Raw genomic sequence first — 19,771 nt, forward strand, 5'->3', positions numbered from 1 at the left:
GGCAGACGATGTCAGCGGATGCGATCGTTAAGGAAATTAGCGAATGTCACGTCGACGGCAGGCGGGCTAGGCGCGACGAAGAAGTGATATCAATATAGTGGCACTATTGTAGAGAGGCATAATTCTGGCGTCAAACAATGGATGAGGCTTGTTTTTCGCGATGCCTGATCCGAATGGGCTGCCTGCCGAACGTTGCGTTCGGCTCAATAAATTCTGGAAAAATGGGGGCAGGCCACATTTTTAAACGTGGTCTGTCACCATTTTTTTCCTTGTGGCGACTGGGCCTCGAGTATTGGCGTAGATGCACAGAGTTTGGAGGCAACGGAGACCGGGAAACATTGGAGAAAGCTCTGCGTGATGAGGTGCATCATCAGGCGCAGAGCCTGGAGTAGATTTGTGGGGATCCCTCAGGGACAAACCACCTATTCGCTTTGTCTTTAGAAGAGAAAAAAAACAAGCACATATAAAAACATCGCTACTCCCGCCAACACCGCGCGGTGCATTGGATTATCTTCGGGAGCCATGCCTCCCGGTCCAATAGTGACCCAACCATCGCGTAAGTAATTGTAGACCGCTTGACCAAACCATATCTGCCCCAAGACCATCGCAAAGAAACGCTCCCGGTCCCCATTGAACCGTAAAAAGCCAGCAACCAATGCAACCACCAATAATGTCAGGCCAATTGCGTGTTTGTAGCGTTTTAGTTCACTCAACATTCACTAGTCCTTAAAAAAGCCGAGCGTCTTGTCTGCAAGACTGTCCCACGCACCGGTCATACCAATAGTATTCGATGCCTTGCTGGCTACCTCTTTCGATAAACCACTGGCGACAGCAAATTTTTCGAAACCGGCACTCAACCCGGCACTAGTCAACGACTTATTAAAATCCTCTGGCCCCTTTAAATAGCCTGATAACAATCCTACCAGAGTCGATCCGTTAGACAGCAGCGTGGCCGTCAAACCTGCCGCCGGGACTGACGCAGCGCCCATGAACCAGCCGGCATTGCTCAATGCGTCGATATTGGCGGCGCGTATCCACTGAAGGGTTGCTGCTTCTCCAAAGTCGAGGTTCGCCCCCGCCGTAAGGCAATCGGTACTTGCACAGGAATAATAGCGCGGGGTGTAGGCGTTGCCGTCTATTACAATAGGTACTCTATATCCGCCTTTTTCATCCATTGGGTAACCTGTCAATGGATCTCTTTTACCCGGTCCGTTAGGCGTCTTCGTCCAAGTTCTGCAAATACATGCCATTGCCCAAATCAACCCAATTGCCACCGGTATCGTAGATCCCCGAACTTGGCACAACGATGTCTGTTCCACCAGTGATATTCGTACCATTGACGGAAGACAGTCGCAGTTGTGCTTCAATCTGCTCAACCGTGTATTTGCCACCACTACGCGCGGCCAATTGTGCGGCAAGGTCCTTGTCTTCCTTGTGTAATTGACGGTTGAACTGCGTAGCAAACTTTGTGACCCAGGCGGCATTCGCCAATGTGTTTGCAGTGACATTCTCTTGAACCGAGCCGGCCAGAACTCCAATGATTTGAGAACTCATCGTCAGGAGATTCGGATCGCCTTTAACCAGATTATCCAGGTAACCAATCAATGCTTCGTTTGCACCGGCGGCAAGCGCACCCGTGCAAAATCACCTCCGGTCGCCTCGGCAAGGAGCCCTCCTACCATTGCGTGAATGACAACCTTTGTCGCAGATCCGTCATCGATGACATCTTTGGTGAGATCACCTACAAGATTGAAACTGACTGCCGCCAATGTATTGAACAACGCAGTTTTCAGTACATCGCTGACATTTGCATCGCCACCCAGAGCCTTGGTTATCAGTGCAGACGTACCGCCCTGCAATACTTGACTTCCAGCGAATTGCCCCACACCCGTCCAAGTGGTCAATGGCGGCGATATCACTTTGTTGGTAACTGGATCGACTTTTATGCCTGTCAGGTCATTCAAATAGGCAGGGGTCAACCCTGCGGTGAGACCGGAAATAACGTATCCCTGCAGAGCGTCGGAGGAAGTAACGTCAGCAAATACCGCTCCAAGATTGCCACCATTATTGATAAAGCTGACCGACGCATTTGTTGCCGCACCGGAAGCAACGGCAGCAATACCAGCTGCCCAAGCCGTTCCAACTGTTCCGCTCAAGGCACCGAGAACCGCCGGTCCAACCACTGCGGCCATGACGATCGCGATGATCATTTGCGAAGCCGGACCGAGACCTGAATTGTCGTATTTGAACGACTCGTGAATTTCTTTGACCAGCCGCCAGTCGACGTCACCCCGTGCTTCAGCATCTTTCAACCAGGCCAGTTGCGGATCAGCCTTGACCATTGTGTCGATGGTTTGACTAACGGATTGCTGGTTGACGTCCTTGATATCGATCTTCAGTCCTTCAACTGCTTTGATCGTGATTATCCCGCCTGCCGTCATATGGGTCTGACGCAGCGTTTCATCGGTATTACCCTTACCTTTCGATGACACCCATGCCGCGTTATTGTTGGTTTTCTCGTGGCTTTCCTGATGCAGGTCTTTCACACCTTCAAATGTAATGGAGCCACCGCTGTCCAGAATGATGTTCTTGCCACTTTCAAGTTCCGCCACTTGATACAGCTGGTCGCCCTTGCTTTTCAGGGTCAGGTCACCTCCAGCCGAGATTTCGCTGCCAATATGAGTATTCTTGGTCACTTCGTCACGTTTGGTTTGAAGCTTGCCGAAACTACCCTTTTTCTTCTTGTCATAGAGCGAATAGTCAGAGTCTTGCAATGCAAGTATTTCGAGTTTGTCGCCTGCTGCCAAATAGGCTTCGTCACCTGCGGTAACCCGACTGGAGATCACACTGAGGTCATTGCCTGCGTCCAGCTTGACGTCGCCACCTGCCGAAATCCCGGACATGACCTGGCTGACATGATCCCCCTGACGGGTGACCTTTTTGTTTTTGGACAGTGAGTGTTCTTCATCCGCAGCCGACGTGATGACGATATCGCCGACTGCCTTCATCGTCACATCACGTTTGGCATCGATTTGACTGGCAATGACATTGATATCGCGTTTGGCATCAGCTTTGAAATCGCCTCCAGCATCAATTTCAGCGCCCAATTGGGTCACATCGCTGCTGTTGTGCTTCGCGTCCTGGTAAACACTATTGGATACTTGCACCGAGGATATATTCAAGTCACGAGCGGCATTCAGCACCATGTCGCGACCACTTTGCATGACACCACCAAGAATGTTGATGTCCTGAGCAGCTTTAACAGTAAGGTTATTCGAGGCTTCGATTCTTGCAGCGTTATCGGCATAGTCATGCATCTGAATGCCAAATCGGGTGGCATTGGCAGAAGTCGTTATCGTCCGGGTGTTAAGCACGTCCCCTTTGAGGGTGGTCAGGCTGACATCGCGACCTGTAATAATCCCTCCAGACTTGTTGACGATGTCATTGGTCGCCAATAGATCCAGACGATTACCTGCCTCAATCAACCCGCTGTTGACCAGATCCTTACCCGCCGTCGCCAACAGATTATTCGTCGCCTTCAACGTACCGACGTTATCGAGGTTTTCACCCGCGATCAGCGTCACATCATTACCGGCAATCAACGCCCCGGTCGGGCCGAGACGGCCATTGGCCTGGGCCAGATATACCACCGGCACCAGCACTTTTTCGCCATTCACTTCGTGCTCTTCGAGCCAGACGATGTCGTGGGTCAGTGCCGCGACTTGCTGCGACGTGAGGCCGACGCCGACCGACAGATTGAGCGCGTCCTTGCTGGCGATGGCGTTGTTCATCAGGTACTTGAACATGCCCTCGTTGGAGGTCTGGCCATCAAGGAAAGCCTGGCCGGTGCGGGCGGTGACGGCTTGCTGGATCAGGCGTTGTTCGTAGAGATCGGGGTTGTAGCCGAGTTTGTCGAGCAGGTAGTCGGAACTCATGAACGACTTGAGGTCGGTGAGTACCGGATTTTTAGTTTTTGGACGTCACAGCAATTCGTTGATCCGGCCGGCTAACATCGTAAACATGCTGCTCGCAACCCTGCCCGACAAACTGAAACTCCACCAGGTAGACCTTGCTTCGTTCCGGCGTAAAAGTACTGTTCAGCGGCCCGCAGCTATAAGTGTTGCCGGTACCCATTCCATGGGAACGCCCCGACACCTCGAAGGGTTCGTCGGCATTGGCTTGCGTTTCCAGCTGAGGGAAATGCTTGAAGGTGGCGCTGTTGGCCGCTTCGTTGAGTTTGGCGATCCAGGCGAACACCTTGCCTCGCCCGGAATCCACCACAGTACCCAGCACTTCCATTCGCCGATCGGGATCTGAAGCACGGCGGACGGAGAACTCGACAGGGTATGTGTAGCCTGTGGCTTTCATGATGACTTTGGCGTGTTGTTCATCCGTGGTGACTTTTTTTTGCTGAAGTTGGATGCCATCCTTTAAAAGACTGGGGGAAGAGTCTCTGACGTTCGAATGGCAGCCTGCAATCAGGAAAATAAAAAGCAGCAAAAGTCCGGCTTTAATCAATTTTTATTACCCTTTCAATGAGTAGCGGCCAGATTTTTCGAGTTCAAAAAACCTGCCCAGCTACAACAATATTAAATATCTACAATTCTTCAATACCTTCAATTACGCTACCCACTGCCCCACGAGGCAGCAACGCCTCATGGACAAGGTTGCCAAAGTCCTTACTCCAGACCAATCTGTCCGCATGCTCTGTTTTTTGAAAATAAATAAACAGACCCGCGTCCCCTAGGAAGGTGCAAGTCAGATCTTGAACGCCTTCTAAAATGGCGGATTCCCCTTTGAAGAAATAACGATGCGCGGAAGCAAATAATTCTTTTGCAGAAATCGCCGAATCGCCCTCCTCCATATTTTCAAATTCCATTTTTGCGTAGAAGTTCACGGCCGTTTTAAGCTCGACAACATCCACGACATCAAGGAGCCTTTCCCCACCAACAAACAACGAAAACAAGCCGTTTACCCAGAAACAACTTGAATCAGTCCATTCCCTCACCACATCAAACTGAATTGAGAATATAAACGGATCACCGTAAATCATTTCAACCTTACTCCTAGCGCCTTTTGCACCGCCGCCGGTATATAACTGGCCGACAATGGGTTGCCGGCGTCACCCGTACTACCATTCCAGTGAAACACACCATTCGTCCCTTCAAATCGGTGGACGTTGCCGTTTTCGTCCTTAGCATAGGTCACAACTTTGTTTGGAAACGTCTGCGGGCTGGGAATAGACTGCCCAAAGAGCTCTATTGAGTTTTTCGGTTCAATGCCCGCAGTAGGCCTGTTCCCTATCTGACCTGGAGTATGCTTGGGGTTCGATTGATAGGTAAGTCCATTTGAGGCAACTGTTGGCTCAAGAGTCGGAATCGGACTCCCTCTGTTTTTCCCTACCACTGATGCAACGGAGGTCTTGCTTCTGGATGCTAAACCACCGGCGCCCAACGCCTCGGCAGTGTCCTTAGCCACCAAGGCGACCTTTTCCCACGTTGGCAAGGACTTGTACAACAACGCCATGTCATTCTGGTTTTCCTTGGTGACAAACTGACGTATCCGTTTTACATCTTCCGCCGACAGGTCAAAAAGCCACGCAAGACTACTGATGCCATCCGCAATGGCAATGCCACCTTCCATTTCAGCCTGGTAATAGATCGCACAAGGCGCAGAACAATCTGAAGCCAACATCTCGGCACGTTGTTTCGCACTGAGTGCTTTATATTTCTCCCAAACTGGCTCGGTAGATTCTCCTTTTTTATTCGCCTGAGCGAGTTCCTTGATCAGATTTTCTGCATCTTTGGAGCTCAACTGGTTATTTTCCACTGCGTTCTTACCGGACAACGCAGCAGCAACGGCATCCAGTGCGCCGGTTCCAACAGAAGCACCACCAATTCCTGCAGCCAACGTTGCCAAACTGGAAATAGTTTGTTTCTGCTCCGAAGTCAGTTGCTCGTTACTGACCCCACCGTACACCGCCTCCTTGATGATCCGAGCGATTTCTTCTGCCGCGACCGCTCCCACCGCTCCCGCAAGGGCCGAGTTCCCACTGGCTTTAGCAACCAGTGCACCCAATACCGCATGAGCCATGAGGTTCGCTGTCGGATCTCCCTCGGTAGCGTCTCTGATTTCTTGGGCGACATAGGGAGCGGCTGCGCCACTCAAGGCTCCAACAATATTTCCACCGAGCACCCCTTGAACAATAGAGGCAATGGCTTGAGACGCTTTCTGGAAGCTGCTGCCCATGCCGTAGTCACGCTGAACTTGCTGGCTGATCTGTTCGCCCGAAGGATTGACGATTCCTTGGTCTTTCAACTTCTGGATAGCAACCTGTGCCGCCTCACTGTTCGGATCTTGAGCCTCCTTGATCTTCGCAGCAGCAATCGCATCTCCCACACCCTTCACCAACTCGATCGAACTCTTCACCAATTCGATTCGCTCTTTCATCGCATCCTGATCAGGCTTGTCGAGTCTTTCGTTGGCATTCGCCGTGTCGCGATTGAGGCCGTCCAGATCCCGGGCGCCTTCAGGGTTGCGAACAATTATCGTACCGTCGCTCACTGCGCTGCGAGTGTGACTTTTGTCAGACTCATTGAGAGAGATGCCGAACAAACCACCGACTGAGGCGTACGCCCCCGCACCACCAAGACCGCCCGAAACACTGCCGCCTGCCGACTGGGCGTCGATTTCACTTATGTTTTTGATGTCATGAGTGATCAGTCGATCCGTTGTCAGCACGTTCTTGTCCGGCGTGGCATCACTGGCAATCACACCACCCTCTAGAGTTGTGGTTTTGCCGACCTCAACGTTGTAGCCACCCGCACCCGCAAATAACCCGGTCTGATCGTTAACGGCTTTGTACTCACTGTTCATGTTGCCTGCAGCGAAGTTGGCCGAAGCGGTAACAGTTGTGCCGTAGCAGAAGGGTGGAATGCAAATGCTGGCACCAAAACCGCCGCTGCCTTGTTTGCTTTTCTGGTCTTCCGTGTCCTGACGAGAAATGATGTTTAGGTTACCGTCGATCAGCGCTTTGATGCTATCGGCATGAACTTGAGCACCTGCCAGAGTCGTATCGCCACCGCTATGAATTACCAACGAACCGCTGTCGATCGTGCTGTTGATCTGGGTAACGGAACTGCCATTACCCATACCCTTTGCGACTTGAGCGCCTAGATCAAGGGTAAAGCCATTTTGCTGGCCAATATTGAAACTTGCGCCGATTGCAGTTTTGTTATTGCTATTGTGATTGGACCAGCTTGCGGTGTTCTGAGCGCTTTCCACGATGATGTTGTTGTTGGCAAGTAACGAAGTAGAAGTCGCTTTGAGGCTGCTGCCAACGATATGAATATCACCCTCATTTTGCGCTGCGCTGCCATTGGCAACGATGGAGAGGGTTCCACCCGCATTGAGTGTGCTTTGTTTCGCCGTTTGACTGGTATAGTCGCTGGTGCTTTTATTATGGGTGTTAGCGAGTTCGGTGCCAATTTTGATCAGAGACCCGTTGCTGGCCGTGCCACCTTGCTTGTCGGCGAATCCGGTTTTTTGATCATTTGCATCCGACGCCATACCGCCGAGGTTGTAGGCGGCCAAAGCCGCCTGCGCCAGTTTCACGGCCTTGAGTCGAGGATCATCCGCGCTTTCGGCAGCCTCCACCGCAGAGCGAATGGTATTGACAGTGTCAATAATTGCACCACCAATAACGCGTCCTACAGCAAGGCTATTGGATTTATCAACGGTGCTTTGCTGCGAGGTTTCCATACCTGCCGTGATGGTGACGTTCGAACCTCGAAGACTCATGTCCTTGGTACTGACAAGATCACTGGCAATAACACTGAGGTCGCCGCCCGCTACCAGACTGACGTTCCCTTTGCTGGATCCTATCGTGCTTCCAGTCAAGGTCGTTTGTGACATCGTGCCATTGTGTTTTTGGCCGCTGATTGACAGATGTTGGTTGCCGGTGATGTCATCGATACCCAGATTGTTAGCAGTCAAGACGCCCGTCAGGTCGTGATTCTTTTCCTTGTGCATTTCGGTTCGAGAAAACGTGTTCTCTGCAGCACCAATAGTCAGATCGCGACCGGCATGAACAGCCAAATCGTTAGTACTGACAAGCGCCGAGCCGATAATAGCGGCGTCCCGCTTAGCGCTGACGGCAATCGTATCGCCCGAGATCAAACTACCCACTGCCATTGTCTGGGTTTCAGTTAGTTGATCGTCAACTTTGCTCGACTTCAAACCGCCCCAACTACTTTTGCTTTGGCTGCGTTCGTGGCGACCGCTACTCGAATCGGTAACTGCCACGATATTCACGTCGTTGCCTGCCCCAAGTCCCACACTGCCGTTCTCAGAAATGACATTGCTGCCTTTAATCAACAAATCGTTACCCGCGGTCAGCACGCTTTTGCCACCCGAGGTGACCGAACTGGCAACGTTGGTAACCGAACTGGTCTCATCAAGTTGAAATTTCTTCTTGGAGGACGTCTTCTTGGTCTTACTGTAAAAGCTGTAATCGCTGTCTTCCGCCGACTCAAGTGCCAAGTTTGCGCCCGCCGTCAGATAGGCCTCCTCACCAGCGCTTACCCGGCTGGCGAGGAGACTCAAGTCTTTACCAGCGTTCAGCGAAACAGTGCCACCGGCCGTCAGCGTCGTGGACACTTGGCTTACATGATCCTCCTGACTCGTGACTTTCTTGGTCTTGGTATACGAGTGCTCTTCATCTGCTGCTGACGCTAGAGTCAGATCACCCACGGCACTTATGCTTACATTGCGCTTGGCGTCGATCTGGCTAGCAATCGCTGTAATGTCACGGCCTGCGTTGACCGTCAGGTTTTGGCCAGCATCGAGAACCGAGCCATATTGAGTAATGGTCTGATCCGTATGTAGTCCACGCTGCCCACCCGTAACTTTTTCAGCCGAGACAAGATTGACGTCGCGACCGGCATTTATCAGGGTGTCCGTGCCACTCTTCAATATCCCCCCCGTGTTATTGAAGTCCCGCCCGGCACCGATGGTCAGACCGTTGGCTGCCTCGATACGCGCAGCGCTATCGACAAAGTCGCTGCGCTCACTGCGGTAGCCGCTGTCGCTTTCGTGGGTGGTGACGGTGCGTTCGTTGATGATGTCCCCACGAGTGGCCGTCAACGACACTTCTTTACCGGCAATAACGCCGCCGGATTTGTTGATCAGGTTGTTGCCGGCCAGCAGGTCGAGACGATTGCCCGCTTCGATCAGGCCACTGTTGACCAGATCGTTGGTGGCGGTGGCCGACAGGTTGTTGTTGGCCTTCAAGGTACCGGCGTTGTTCAGGTCCTTGCCGGCGATCAGGGTCACGTCGCTGCCCTGGATCAAGGCGCCGTTCGGGGCCAGGCGGTTGTTGGCGTTGGCCAGGTACAGCACTGGCACCAGCACTTGCTCGCCGTTGACTTCGGCGGTTTCCATCCAGACGATGTCGTGGGTCAGCGCCGCGACTTGTTCGGAGGTCAGGCTGACGCCCACCGCCAGATTGAGCTCGTTTTTGCTGGCGAGTGCGTTGTCCATCAGGTACTTGAACAGGCCGTCGTTGGACGTTTGCCCGTCGATGAACCGCTGACCGGTACGAGCGACCACGGCTTGCTGGATCAGGGTCTGCTCGTAGAAGCCGTCACCCAGGCGCTTGGCGCTTTGATCAGGGTCGTAACCGAGGTTGGACAGCAGGTAGTCCGAGCTCATGAACTGCTTGAGGTCGGTCAGTACCGGGTTGGTTTCGACCAGGTATTTCTGCGGACTGGAATGGCCGGTACTGGCCGGAACACCCTGCACCCGGTTGATGGTGAACGCAGTGGAGCGCCCCGGCAGGGTCGCGCCGCTGGCGTCAGTTGCCGGCGTGCTGACGTCGATCGCACTGGCACCGCCAACCTGTTGCTGGGTCTGGTGATCGACGGTGCTCAGGTTGACGTTGCTGGCTGAGGCCGAGGCATTGTTCGTCAGAAGAATGTTGCGCGTCTGCACGCCTGGCAACGTTTGATCGCGCTGGCTCGTGTTGACGCTGGCGCCGCCCATGGTCCAGCTCTGCGGGCCGGTCGCGACCGGGGCGGTGCTTTCCTGACCGCTCAGGCGGAACAGGCCATTCTGCCCGGTCGGCAGCGCGAAGCCTGGCAACACCACTGGGTTGACCTGCTGCTGGGCGAGGTTCGGCGGCAGTTGCTGATTGACAGTGACGCGCGTGGAGAACTGGCTGCCACCCGCTCCGGTGCCGGTGCGCGGACCGCTACCGATATAGGTGTAGCCCGGACGGACGACACTGTTATCAATGTTGTTCTGGGCGGTGATGTTGACCGCGCCTGCGGCTTGAATGACGGCGGAATAGCTCTGGTCGCTGCCGGCGATTTTACGGGTGCTGCCCAGCCCCGGCAGTTCCCGTTCGGTCATGCCGATGAAGTTGGCGATACCGCCCTGCAGACCACCCAGATTATTGGCGTCGTAGCCGCTGCTTTCATACCAGTACTGGTTGGTGAAGGCACTTGCTGCGCTGTACCAGCCACCCGCGTTACGGGTGCGCTCGGACATGTAGATGCGGGTGGTTTCGGTCTCACCGGTTTCCACGCCACTGTTGGTCAGGTTCGCCACGTTGGCCGTGAAGTTGCCCGCCGTGGCGATGGTGCTGCTCTGGTTGAGCAGGTCACCGCCATTGATGGTCAGGTTGCTACCTGCGGTGATGCTGGACGCAGCGCTGGCCGCAGTGACCTCGAGTTTTTCGCGCTGCACGATCTCCCAGGCGTGGTTCTGCTTGCCGCTGCAGTCACCGGCGTTGACCCCTTCGATACAGGTGACTTCACCGATGCGCGCGGTGTAGATGCCGGCGTTGTTGACCGTGAGCACGTCGCGGATGTTCTGGATCGAACTCGCCGCCAGCGTCATGCTGCCGTCGCTTTGCAGCGATGCAGAGCGGTTGACGATGGAGTTCGCCAGCCCGCCCTGGCCGTCGCGGTCAATCATCAGATTGCCGAGGCTGTAGACGTTACCGTAGTAGTTATTGAAATCGGCAACCCGCAGCGACATGTTCCTGCCGCTGAAAATCAGGCCGCTGGCGTTGACCAGAGTACCGGTGGTCAGAGTCAGGTCAGTGCCGGTGGCCGTGGTGCCGTAGTTGCGCACGCCGCCGGCATTGATGGTCATGCCCGCGCCGGAAGTCAGGCGACCGGCATTATCCAGTTGGCCACTGACATTGAGCGTGGTCTGGCCACCCCCGGCGATGCTGGAGGTGGCTTCCGTAAGGCTGACTTGTGCAGCGTTCAGGGTCAGGTCGCCCTGACTGGTGAGGCGCCCCGGGCCCCAATAAGCGGCACTCAGGCCGACGTTCATGCTGCCGTCACTGGCCAGTAGGCCTTCGTTGAACCAGTTGACGCCGTTGCCGGTGAAGCTGTTGGAGGCGAGCAATTGGCCGCTGGCGGTCTGGGTCAGGTTGTTGACGTTGACGGTCAGGCGCCCGGCCTGAATCGAACTGCTGTTGGTCCAGGTGTCGGTGCTGATGGTCAGGCCACCGCGGGTCACGAGGGTGCCGCCGGCGTTGATGACGTTGTTGGTGGAGATATCAAACGTGCCGGTGCCGACGTGCAACAGGCTGCCAGCGGTATTGAGGAAGCTGCCGGCGCCGAGCGTCAGGTCGGTGTTGGCGGTTTCCAGCGTGCCGTTGCGGTTGTCGAACAGGCCGCCAATCTGGAAGTTGGTTTTGCCGCTGGTGCCAAGGGCACGCAATTGGCCGGCCTGGTTGTCGAGGCTGGCGGCCTTGATCGCCAGGGTGCTGTCGCTCTCGATGATGCCCAGGCGGTTGTTCAGCGCACCGGTCAGGTTGAGGTCGATCTGCTGGCCGGCGATCTGGCCGTCGTTGTCACCGCTGTTGTCGAAGTTGTTGCCGGTGACGTTGATTTTGCCTTTGGCGTAGAGCCCGCCATTGCGGTTATCGAAGTTGCCGGTCACGACGATGGCGTCGCCGCCCTGAGCGGAAATACGGCCGCCATAGTTGTCGAGGCCCATCGCCGCATTGAGGTTCAAGCGCTGGCCCTGGATCACCCCGCCCTGACGATTGTTGTTCAGGTCATAGCCGTTTTTCAGCACACCGGTCAGGCGCGCGGTGAACGCCGCTTGCAGGCTGGCGAGGACACCGCCACGGCTATCGAGCTGGCCGGCATTGATGGACAGATCACCGGTGGTGGCGAGGATTCGGCCGCTCTGGTTGTCGATATCGCCAGTGCTGACAACGGTGACGGCGCCTTGCGCCTGTACGGTGCCCTTGGCGTTGGCGAGGCTGGCGGCCTGGACTTGCAGGTCGCCGTTCTGGCTGTAGATCAAGCCATCGGCGCTGTTCTGGATGGCGCCCGCTGTGGTGATGGTCAACAGGCCGCTGGCGGCGACGGTGCCACGGTTGCGGTTGTCCAGACCACCGCTCAACAGGGTCATCAGGCCCTGGCTGGCCAGTTGGCCGCCCTGGTTGTTGATCTGCGTGGCGCGTTGCAGCAACAGCGTGCCGCCACTGGCGAGTTTGCCGTTGGTGTTGGTCAGGGCACCGAGCAGGTCGAGGGTCACGGCGCCATTGCCGACCAGACTGCCACCGGTGTTATCCAGGGTGGTGCCGGTGAAGCTCAGGTCCTGTGTGGCGTTGACGGTACCGCCGGCGTTGCCCAGCGTCATGGCTTGCAGCGCCAGGGTCGCATCGGTGGCGATCAGACCACCCGCCGCATTGTTCAGCAAACCGCTGACAGTCAGGGTTTGCGCACCGGTGCTGGAGACCACGCCGTTGTTGCTGTTATCCAGATTGGCTGCGGTGACGCTGAGGTTTTTCTGGGTGACCAGTGCCCCGGCGCCGCTGTTGAGCAAATCCCCGCTCAACGTCACGCTGAGGTTGCCATCACTGGCAGAGAGCGTGCCCTTGTTGCGGTTATCGAGGCTGGCAGCGTTGACCGTCAGGCCTTGCACCCCCGAGATCACCCCGTTCTGGTTGACCAATGCACCGGTGTTGAGATTCAGCCGATTGTTGCTGACCAGCTTGCCGTTGCTGTTATCGAGGCTGCGGGCAACAAGGTCGATACTTTGGCTGCTGGCGATCTTGCCGCTGCGGTTGGTCAAGTCACGCAGGTGCTGAATGCTCAGTTGGCCTTCGGTGGTGATCAAGCCACCGTCGTTGTTCAGGTCTGCGGTGGCTGCAGCGAAATCAATGGCGATTGCACTGCCCAGCAGCGAGCCGTTCTGGTTGTTCAGACCGTTGCTGTTGATAGTCAGGCCCGTGGTGGCATTGATCAGCCCCAGGTTCTGGTTGGTGAGCAGGCCGTCGAGGTTCAGGTCCAGATTCGCGCGGCTAGTCAGTGTGCCGCCGCTGTTGTCGAGGCTGGCGGCTTTGATGTCCAGCGTGGCGGCGGCAATCAGGCCTTTGAGGTTGGTCAGCGCCTGGTCGATGCGCAGCGTCACGGCCTGATTGCTGAGCAATTTGCCGTTGCTGTTATCGAGGCTGCGCGCCGTCACAGTAAACGCCTGGGTGCTGGAGATCTCACCGCCGTCGTTGTTGACGTCCTGAAGGTTCTTGAGCATCAGCAACGGCGCGCCGATCAGGCCGTTCTGGTTGTTCAGTTGACCGTGATTGAGGTCCAGATCCAGCGACGTATTGCTGAACAGCTGACCGCCCTGCTGATCCAGACCGGTAACGTTCGCGGTCAGGGCGGCATTACTGGCGATGCGGCCGCCGTCCTGGTTGGTCAGTTGGGTCGCCTTCAGGTCCAGCGTATCGCCACTGTTCAACTTGCCGTTGTGGCTGTTGTCGAGCGTACCGGTCTGCACCACCATCGCGCCTTTGGCGCTGAGGCTGCCGCCGTTGCTGTTGTCGAGGCTGCCACTGGTGAGGTTGAGGCTGGCGTCGGTGACGATCTGACCACCGCGGTTGAGCACCACGCCGGTGGTGGTCAGTGTCAACGGCCCGGCAACGGACAGGCTGCCGAGGGTGTTGGTCAGACTCGCCGCCGTCACGCCAAGGCTGCCCTCGGCGCTGACCAGGCCCTGGCTGTTATTCAGATCGCCGCTCAGGTCGAGCTTCAGATTGCTCTGGCTCAGGAGCGCACCCGCAGTGCTGTCGAGGCTGCGTCCGGTCAGGGTCAGGTCGGTCTTGCCCGACAGCAGGCCCTTGGCGCGGTTGAGTACTTCGTCGACGGTCAGGGTCAACGCACCTTGCGCAATCAGCTTGCCGCCGTCGCTGTTGTCCAGACGACTGCCGAGCAGCGTCACGTCAGCCTGGCTGGACAGCTCGCCGCCACGGTTGTCGACCGCATCGACCGTCAGTTGCAGCGCGTCATTCGCGCCGACGAGACCGCCGTTACGGTTATCGAGGCTGTTGCCGGTGAGCTTCAGTCCGGCGGTTGCCACCAGTTCACCGTGCTGGTTATTGAGCGTCGCGACGTTGGCGATAACGTCGGCTTTACCGGCAATGTGCCCTTCGCTGTTGTCGACGCTGTCGGCTTTCAGGTTCAGTTGATCGTCAGCGATCAGCGTACCGCCCTGGTTGACCAGTTGACCGTCCACCGTCACCCCGAGGGTGCCACGGCTGGTGATCAGGCCGCCGCTGTTGTCCAGTCGAGCGCTTTTGACATCCACGCTCTGCGCGGAAATCAGGCCTTTGACGCTGGCCAGCAGTTGCTCGATGCGCAGGGTCAGGCCCTGATTGCTGATCAACTTGCCGTTGTTGCTGTTATCGAGGTTTTGCGCGGTCAGGGTGAACGCCTGGGCGCTGGAGATTTCACCGCCCTGGTTATCGACATCCTTGAGGTTTTTCAGCACCAGCAGCGGTGCATTGATGAGGCCGTTGCGGTTGTTCAACTGGCCGTGATTGAGGTCGAGGCTCAGGGAGGTTTTGCTGAACAGTTGACCGCCCTGCTGATCGAAGCCGGTGACTGTTGCGGTCAGCGCTTTTTCGCTGGCGATCCGGCTACCGGTGCCGTTGCTCACCTCAGTTGCGTTGAGGTCCAGGGTGTCGCCGCTGATCAAACTGCCGCCGGAGGCGTTGTTGAAGACGCCAGTGGTCAGCGCGGTCGCTTTCTTGCCGCTGATCAAGCCGCCCTGGCTGTTATCCAGACTTTGTGAAGCGAGGCTCAGCCCGTTGTCGGTGGCGATCGAACCCGCCTGGTTGTTCAGGCTGCCTGTGATGGTCAGCGCCAGGGCGCCGGCGCTCGACAGGTGACTGCGGGTGTTATCGAGACTGCCGGCGTGTACGGTCAACGTTCCTTCGCTGCTGATCAGGCCTTCGATATTGCTCAAGGCATTATCGAGACGTATGTCCAGATTGCCCTGTCGGGTCACGAAGCTGCCGCCGCTGTTGTCCAGGCTTTGCCCGACCAGCGTCGAGTTGCCCACACTGAACAGTTGTCCGAGGGTCTGATTGATGACCCGGGCCACAGTCAAGCCAAGGGTAGTTCCGGCCAGGACCTTGCCGCTGTCACTGTTGTTCAGGCTTTGACCGATGACGCTCACATCGACGGTGCTGGAGATTTCACCGCCGCGGTTGTCGATGTCATCGACCGTCAATTTCAGCGCGTTTGTGGTAGATACCAGACCGCCGTTACGGTTATCCAGCGACTGGCCGGTGAGCAACAAGGCGCCTGGAGCGACCAGCTTGCCGCCCTGGTTGATGAACTGCGCCACGTTGGCGGTGAGATCGGATTGGCTGGAAATGCGTCCGGCGCTGTTGTCAATGCGCGTCACGCCGATAATCATCGGCCCGGTCGCGCTGAGCAAACCGCCACGGTTATCCAGTTGCGTGCCGGTATAGTTGACGGCGGCCTGGCTATCGAGCAGACCTTTGTCGCGGTTGTCGAGTGTGCCAACGCTGAGTTGCAGGTCTTTGGTCGCGCGAACTTTACCGCCGCGGTTGTCCACGGAATCGCTGCGCAAGGTCAGGCGATCCTTGCCGACCACGCTGCCGCCACGGTTGTCGAGACTGCCACTCTGGACATCGACCAGCCCTTTGGCGCTCAGGTCGCCGCTCTGGTTGTCGAACAGGCCAGTGATGCGCGCAGTCAGACTGCCGTCGCTGACGAGGCTGCCTTCATGGCTGTTGTCGAGGCTGGCGGCGGTGATGCTGACGCTCGCACCGGAGCCCAACACGCCGTTGCGGTTGTTCAGCGCGCCGATCAAACCGATGTTCAGCGCCACATCGCCAGTGACCTGGCCGTCGCTGTTGTCCAGCGTGATCGCGTTGATACGGGTGGTGCCGGCGCTGGAGATCTCGCCGTCGTGGTTATTCAGATCGCCGAGATCGGCGCCGAGGTTGCCGCTGCTGCTGATCACGCCCTGCGTGTTGAGCACCTTGCTGGCGTTCAACTGCACCGTCGAGTTGCCGAGAACGTTGCCCTTGTTCTGGTTGTCCAGGGTGGTGGCCGTGAGGCGCGTGGTCTGCTGGGCGCTCAAGCTGCCGCCCTGGTTGTTCAGGGTTTGCCCGACGTTCGCCGTCAGGTTGCGACTGGCGATGATGCTTTTGCCGTTGTTGTTGAGGTTCTGCGCACTCAGGTTCACGTCGCCGGCGCTGTTGCGGCTGTTGTCGGCGTTGACCCCGGCTTCAATGACGCCGTTGTTGCTCAGGTTGCCGCCGGCGCTGAGGCTGATGCTGTCGCGCGCGGCGAGACTTTGCTGGTTGCTCAGATCACCCTGGGTTTGCACGTTCAGAGCGGTGCCGGCGTAGACCGGACCTTGGGCATCAAGGCTGTTGGCCTTGACGTTCACGGCAGTGGCCGCCGAGGTCTGCGCCAGGGTCAATTGACCGTTGGCATCAATCTGGATATCGCCACCACTGGCGGCCAGATTGCCCGCCAGTTTCACCCCGACCCCGGCCTCGGTGCCCACCAGTTTGATTGTCCCGGCGTACATCCCGCCCAGCGCCGAGGAGTCGATGGCCAGCTGCGGTTTGCTGCTGCCATCATCGGCGCGGGCCGTGGCATTGAGGGTTTGCGCGTTGACGTCGTTGCGCCCGGCGACGATGGTCAGGTTCTGCGCTTGAATCTCGGCGTTGATCTTCGCACTGCGGGTGATGATTTCGAAGCGGTCGACGTTGTTGGCATTGAGGCCGGCGCCTTCGATGGCAACGCTGCCCTGATCGACCTGAAAACGATCCAGACGACCGTTGTCGAGCACCGGCTTACCGGTGGACAAGGTCACCCGTGGGGCGTTGATGAAACCGCAACCATTACAGGTAATGCCATACGGGTTGGCGACGATAACGCGTGCCGACTGCCCCGCCACTTCGGTGTAGCCGCGCAACTGGCTTGGATTGCCGCTGACGACTTCGTTGAGAATCGTCGATGCCGAACCGCTGTTTTTCAGGTTCGGGTTGCCGATGATGTGCCCGCCCAACTGAGTGTTCGACGTTTGCGTCGCACCGTTGTTGAGGATGACGCCCTGAGCACCGACGTTGTAATCGTTGAACTGGTTGTGCGACAGACCGCTGCCGTTGGGCGTGGCGATATTGATGATCGGCACACCGTTACCGGCACGGTCCAGCGAGGTGTTCGGGTTGGCCACGACGATGCCGTCGGCCTGCGCCCACATCGGTTGCCAGAACATGACGTTGGCCAGCAGAAACGCCAGTCCGCGCTTGGGCATACCGAGGAACAAATCACGGTTTTTCAAGGCGGCGGAGGGCTGGGCTGCAAAAAAGGCGAACTGGCGAACGTCCATGTCGATGATCCCGAAAGGCTGTAATTAGATGAAGAAATCCAGGCGGAAATAGATCGGTGCTTCGCGCTCGGTGAGCACATCCGGTCGTTCCAGGGAATGGGCGAATGTCACGCTGGCGGCGACGTGCTGGCCGCGGGCGAACAGTTCCAGCGAGTTGCTCGACATGCGCCCGTGCTGATCACCGTTGTAGCGACCGTTCTGGATCACGCCCTGGTCATAGCCGATGCTGGTGCCGTATTCGCTGAACACCGGTTGCAGCCATTGGGCCGTGACCGGACGCGCCCAGCGCAGATCGTTGCGCCAGTAACCGCCGCTGTCGCCGGACAACGACTGATCCTTGTAACCGCGAATCGACGACGAGCCCCCAAGACTGGTGCGCTGCGGGCTGAACAGCACATCTTCGCTGCGCTGGCCGGTCATCAGGCTGCTGAAGCTGAGCGACTCGCCCCACAGCTTGAACGGCTGCAGATAGCTCACGGTCGCGGTGTATTTGCGGTAGCGCGCATCCGGTTCGCCCGGACCCGGATCGTGACTGCCCTGGGCGTCGAACGCACCGATGCCTTCCTGCATGCCCGCATCGAAGTTGACAAAAGCATTGCCGATGCGACGGCCATGGTTGATGCCGAACTGCGCTTCACTGATGCGATTGCTGCTGAGCTTGAGCTTGCTGTCTTCGATGAAGTTGTTGGTGCGCAGGTACGACAGGCCGGTGCTGAGCGAGGTCTTGCTGACGGCATCGCGATAAATCACCCGCTCGGCGCGTACCTGGTGGTTTTCGCTGTCGCCGGTCTGTTTGAAGTTGTAACCGTTGGCGGCGATCTGCGAGCGGTAGTCGCTCTGGCTGTAGGTGTAGGTGAAGTTCCACCAGCCCCACGGCAGGTTGTAGTTGAGCATGGCGTTGCTGGAAGTGTGCTGGTGATCGGTCATCGCATCGTGACCGCCACGCAGGCTCAACTGATCGGCCAGGCCCAGCGGGCTGTCCCAATCGAACGTCGTGCCCCACTGCTGCTCGCCGGTGCTGCGCTGGCCATCGTTGCTGCGCGACAGGCCGGCACGCCAGGGTTTTTGCGGGGTATTGGTCACCAGCACCGTGCTGCCACCCACATTCTCGCCCGGTGACAGCTCCATCTTGGCCTGATTGGACGGCAGGCGATTGAGCTGATCGACCATCTGCTCGATTTCGCGCAGATTGACCAGCTCACCGGTCTTGCCAGGAAATGCCATCGCCAGTTCGCGGTCCGACAGCTTGCTGTTCTCGGCGCCCTTGAGGCCTTCGAGTTTGCCTTCGACCACCAGCACTTTCAGGTGGCCGGCGGACAGGTCCTGCTGTGGCAGGTAGGCGCGACTGGTGACCAGCCCCTTCTCGATGTAGTAGTCGGTGATGACTTTCAGCAACGCGTTGAGTTGCGGCACACCGAGACATTCACCGATGTAGGGTTTGAGCAGGCTGTCCCTGTCGCGCTCGGAGAGGCTGTCGGCGCCCTTGAGTTCGATGTCCTTGATCAGAAAGCAACGGCTATCCGTGGGCGCCGTCGGTGGCGCAGGTTTGACGTCTTTACCCGGCAGGTCCTTGAGTTCTTCCAGTCGCCGTTGCTGCTCTTCGAGCAAACGGTTCTGGCGATCGCGAATCAGATCGGTTTCCCCGGGGGTGGGGGCGGCAAACGCAATTTGAAACGGAGACAGGCACAGCAAAACTGCGCACAGCCGCGCCGCGAGGGCGGGTGAGGACATGTTCGATCCCTCGAGACGAAAGTGATATCAAAATAGTGGCGCGATAGTAGATGGCCATCATTTTGACGTCAAACTTAAGTTTCTACCGTCTGTCGGGGATTCGTGCGGGTTTTCCTCAGTGTTCTAAAGCAAGCCGGGTGGCCACCTCATCGGGCGCCAATAAGCGACCCTCTGCAGACCTGAGTTCCCGTTTGCGAATCGGCTGTCGATGTTATGCATCGACCATCACCGAACCCGGCTCACCCGGCGCGTACATGAACCCCGCCCCATTGCGACAACGCGACGATCACGGTTTGCAGGGCCCGGCCAGCGGACAGGCATTGCCCTGCAGGCTTTTGCGTTTCACGCCTTC

General features: G+C 57.3%; 6 protein-coding genes and 2 pseudogenes. 1 reads left to right on the forward strand and 7 read right to left on the reverse strand.

Going from position 1 to position 19,771, the window contains the following annotated elements; genetic code table 11:
• Positions 1–266 precede the first annotated feature (266 nt).
• Positions 267–392: pseudogene (locus tag K5Y35_RS28325) on the forward strand (IS4 family transposase); the annotation flags it as partial.
• A gap of 45 nt (positions 393–437) precedes the next feature.
• Here K5Y35_RS28325 and K5Y35_RS23730 read toward each other — a convergent pair.
• The 7 genes and pseudogenes from K5Y35_RS23730 to K5Y35_RS23760 all read right to left on the reverse strand — a co-directional run bounded on the left by K5Y35_RS23730 (position 438) and on the right by K5Y35_RS23760 (position 19,419).
• Positions 438–716, reverse strand: a complete 279-nt coding sequence (locus tag K5Y35_RS23730; protein WP_222833117.1) for a hypothetical protein — start codon at positions 714–716, stop codon at positions 438–440.
• Between the two features lie 3 nt (positions 717–719).
• A complete protein-coding gene (locus tag K5Y35_RS23735) occupies positions 720–1,175 on the reverse strand; it encodes a hypothetical protein (RefSeq protein WP_222833118.1) in 456 nt (151 codons plus the stop codon).
• A gap of 163 nt (positions 1,176–1,338) precedes the next feature.
• Positions 1,339–3,965: pseudogene (locus tag K5Y35_RS23740) on the reverse strand (DUF637 domain-containing protein); the annotation flags it as partial.
• A gap of 1 nt (position 3,966) precedes the next feature.
• Positions 3,967–4,518, reverse strand: coding sequence for a hypothetical protein (locus K5Y35_RS23745; protein WP_222833119.1), 552 nt, complete (start codon positions 4,516–4,518; stop codon positions 3,967–3,969).
• A 79-nt stretch (positions 4,519–4,597) separates the two neighbouring features.
• Positions 4,598–5,053, reverse strand: a complete 456-nt coding sequence (locus tag K5Y35_RS23750; RefSeq protein WP_222833120.1) for an Imm42 family immunity protein — start codon at positions 5,051–5,053, stop codon at positions 4,598–4,600.
• Complete coding sequence (locus K5Y35_RS23755) at positions 5,050–17,688, reverse strand: hemagglutinin repeat-containing protein (RefSeq protein ID WP_222833121.1); 12,639 nt, start codon at positions 17,686–17,688, stop codon at positions 5,050–5,052. The genes K5Y35_RS23750 and K5Y35_RS23755 overlap by 4 nt, the downstream gene beginning before the upstream one ends.
• A gap of 24 nt (positions 17,689–17,712) precedes the next feature.
• A complete protein-coding gene (locus K5Y35_RS23760) occupies positions 17,713–19,419 on the reverse strand; it encodes a ShlB/FhaC/HecB family hemolysin secretion/activation protein (RefSeq protein WP_222833122.1) in 1,707 nt (568 codons plus the stop codon).
• Positions 19,420–19,771 lie beyond the last annotated feature (352 nt).

Source organism: Pseudomonas sp. SC3(2021), assembly GCF_019856535.1.
Lineage (GTDB): Bacteria > Pseudomonadota > Gammaproteobacteria > Pseudomonadales > Pseudomonadaceae > Aquipseudomonas > Aquipseudomonas monsensis.

Excerpts from the sequence above, each read along its gene's own strand:
- K5Y35_RS23735 (WP_222833118.1), bottom strand. The coding sequence starts at position 1,175 with ATGGATGAAAAAGGCGGATATAGAGTACCTATTGTAATAGACGGCAAC.
- K5Y35_RS23755 (WP_222833121.1), bottom strand. The coding sequence starts at position 17,688 with ATGGACGTTCGCCAGTTCGCCTTTTTTGCAGCCCAGCCCTCCGCCGCC.
- K5Y35_RS23760 (WP_222833122.1), bottom strand. The coding sequence starts at position 19,419 with ATGTCCTCACCCGCCCTCGCGGCGCGGCTGTGCGCAGTTTTGCTGTGC.
- K5Y35_RS23730 (WP_222833117.1), bottom strand. The coding sequence starts at position 716 with ATGTTGAGTGAACTAAAACGCTACAAACACGCAATTGGCCTGACATTA.
- K5Y35_RS23750 (WP_222833120.1), bottom strand. The coding sequence starts at position 5,053 with ATGATTTACGGTGATCCGTTTATATTCTCAATTCAGTTTGATGTGGTG.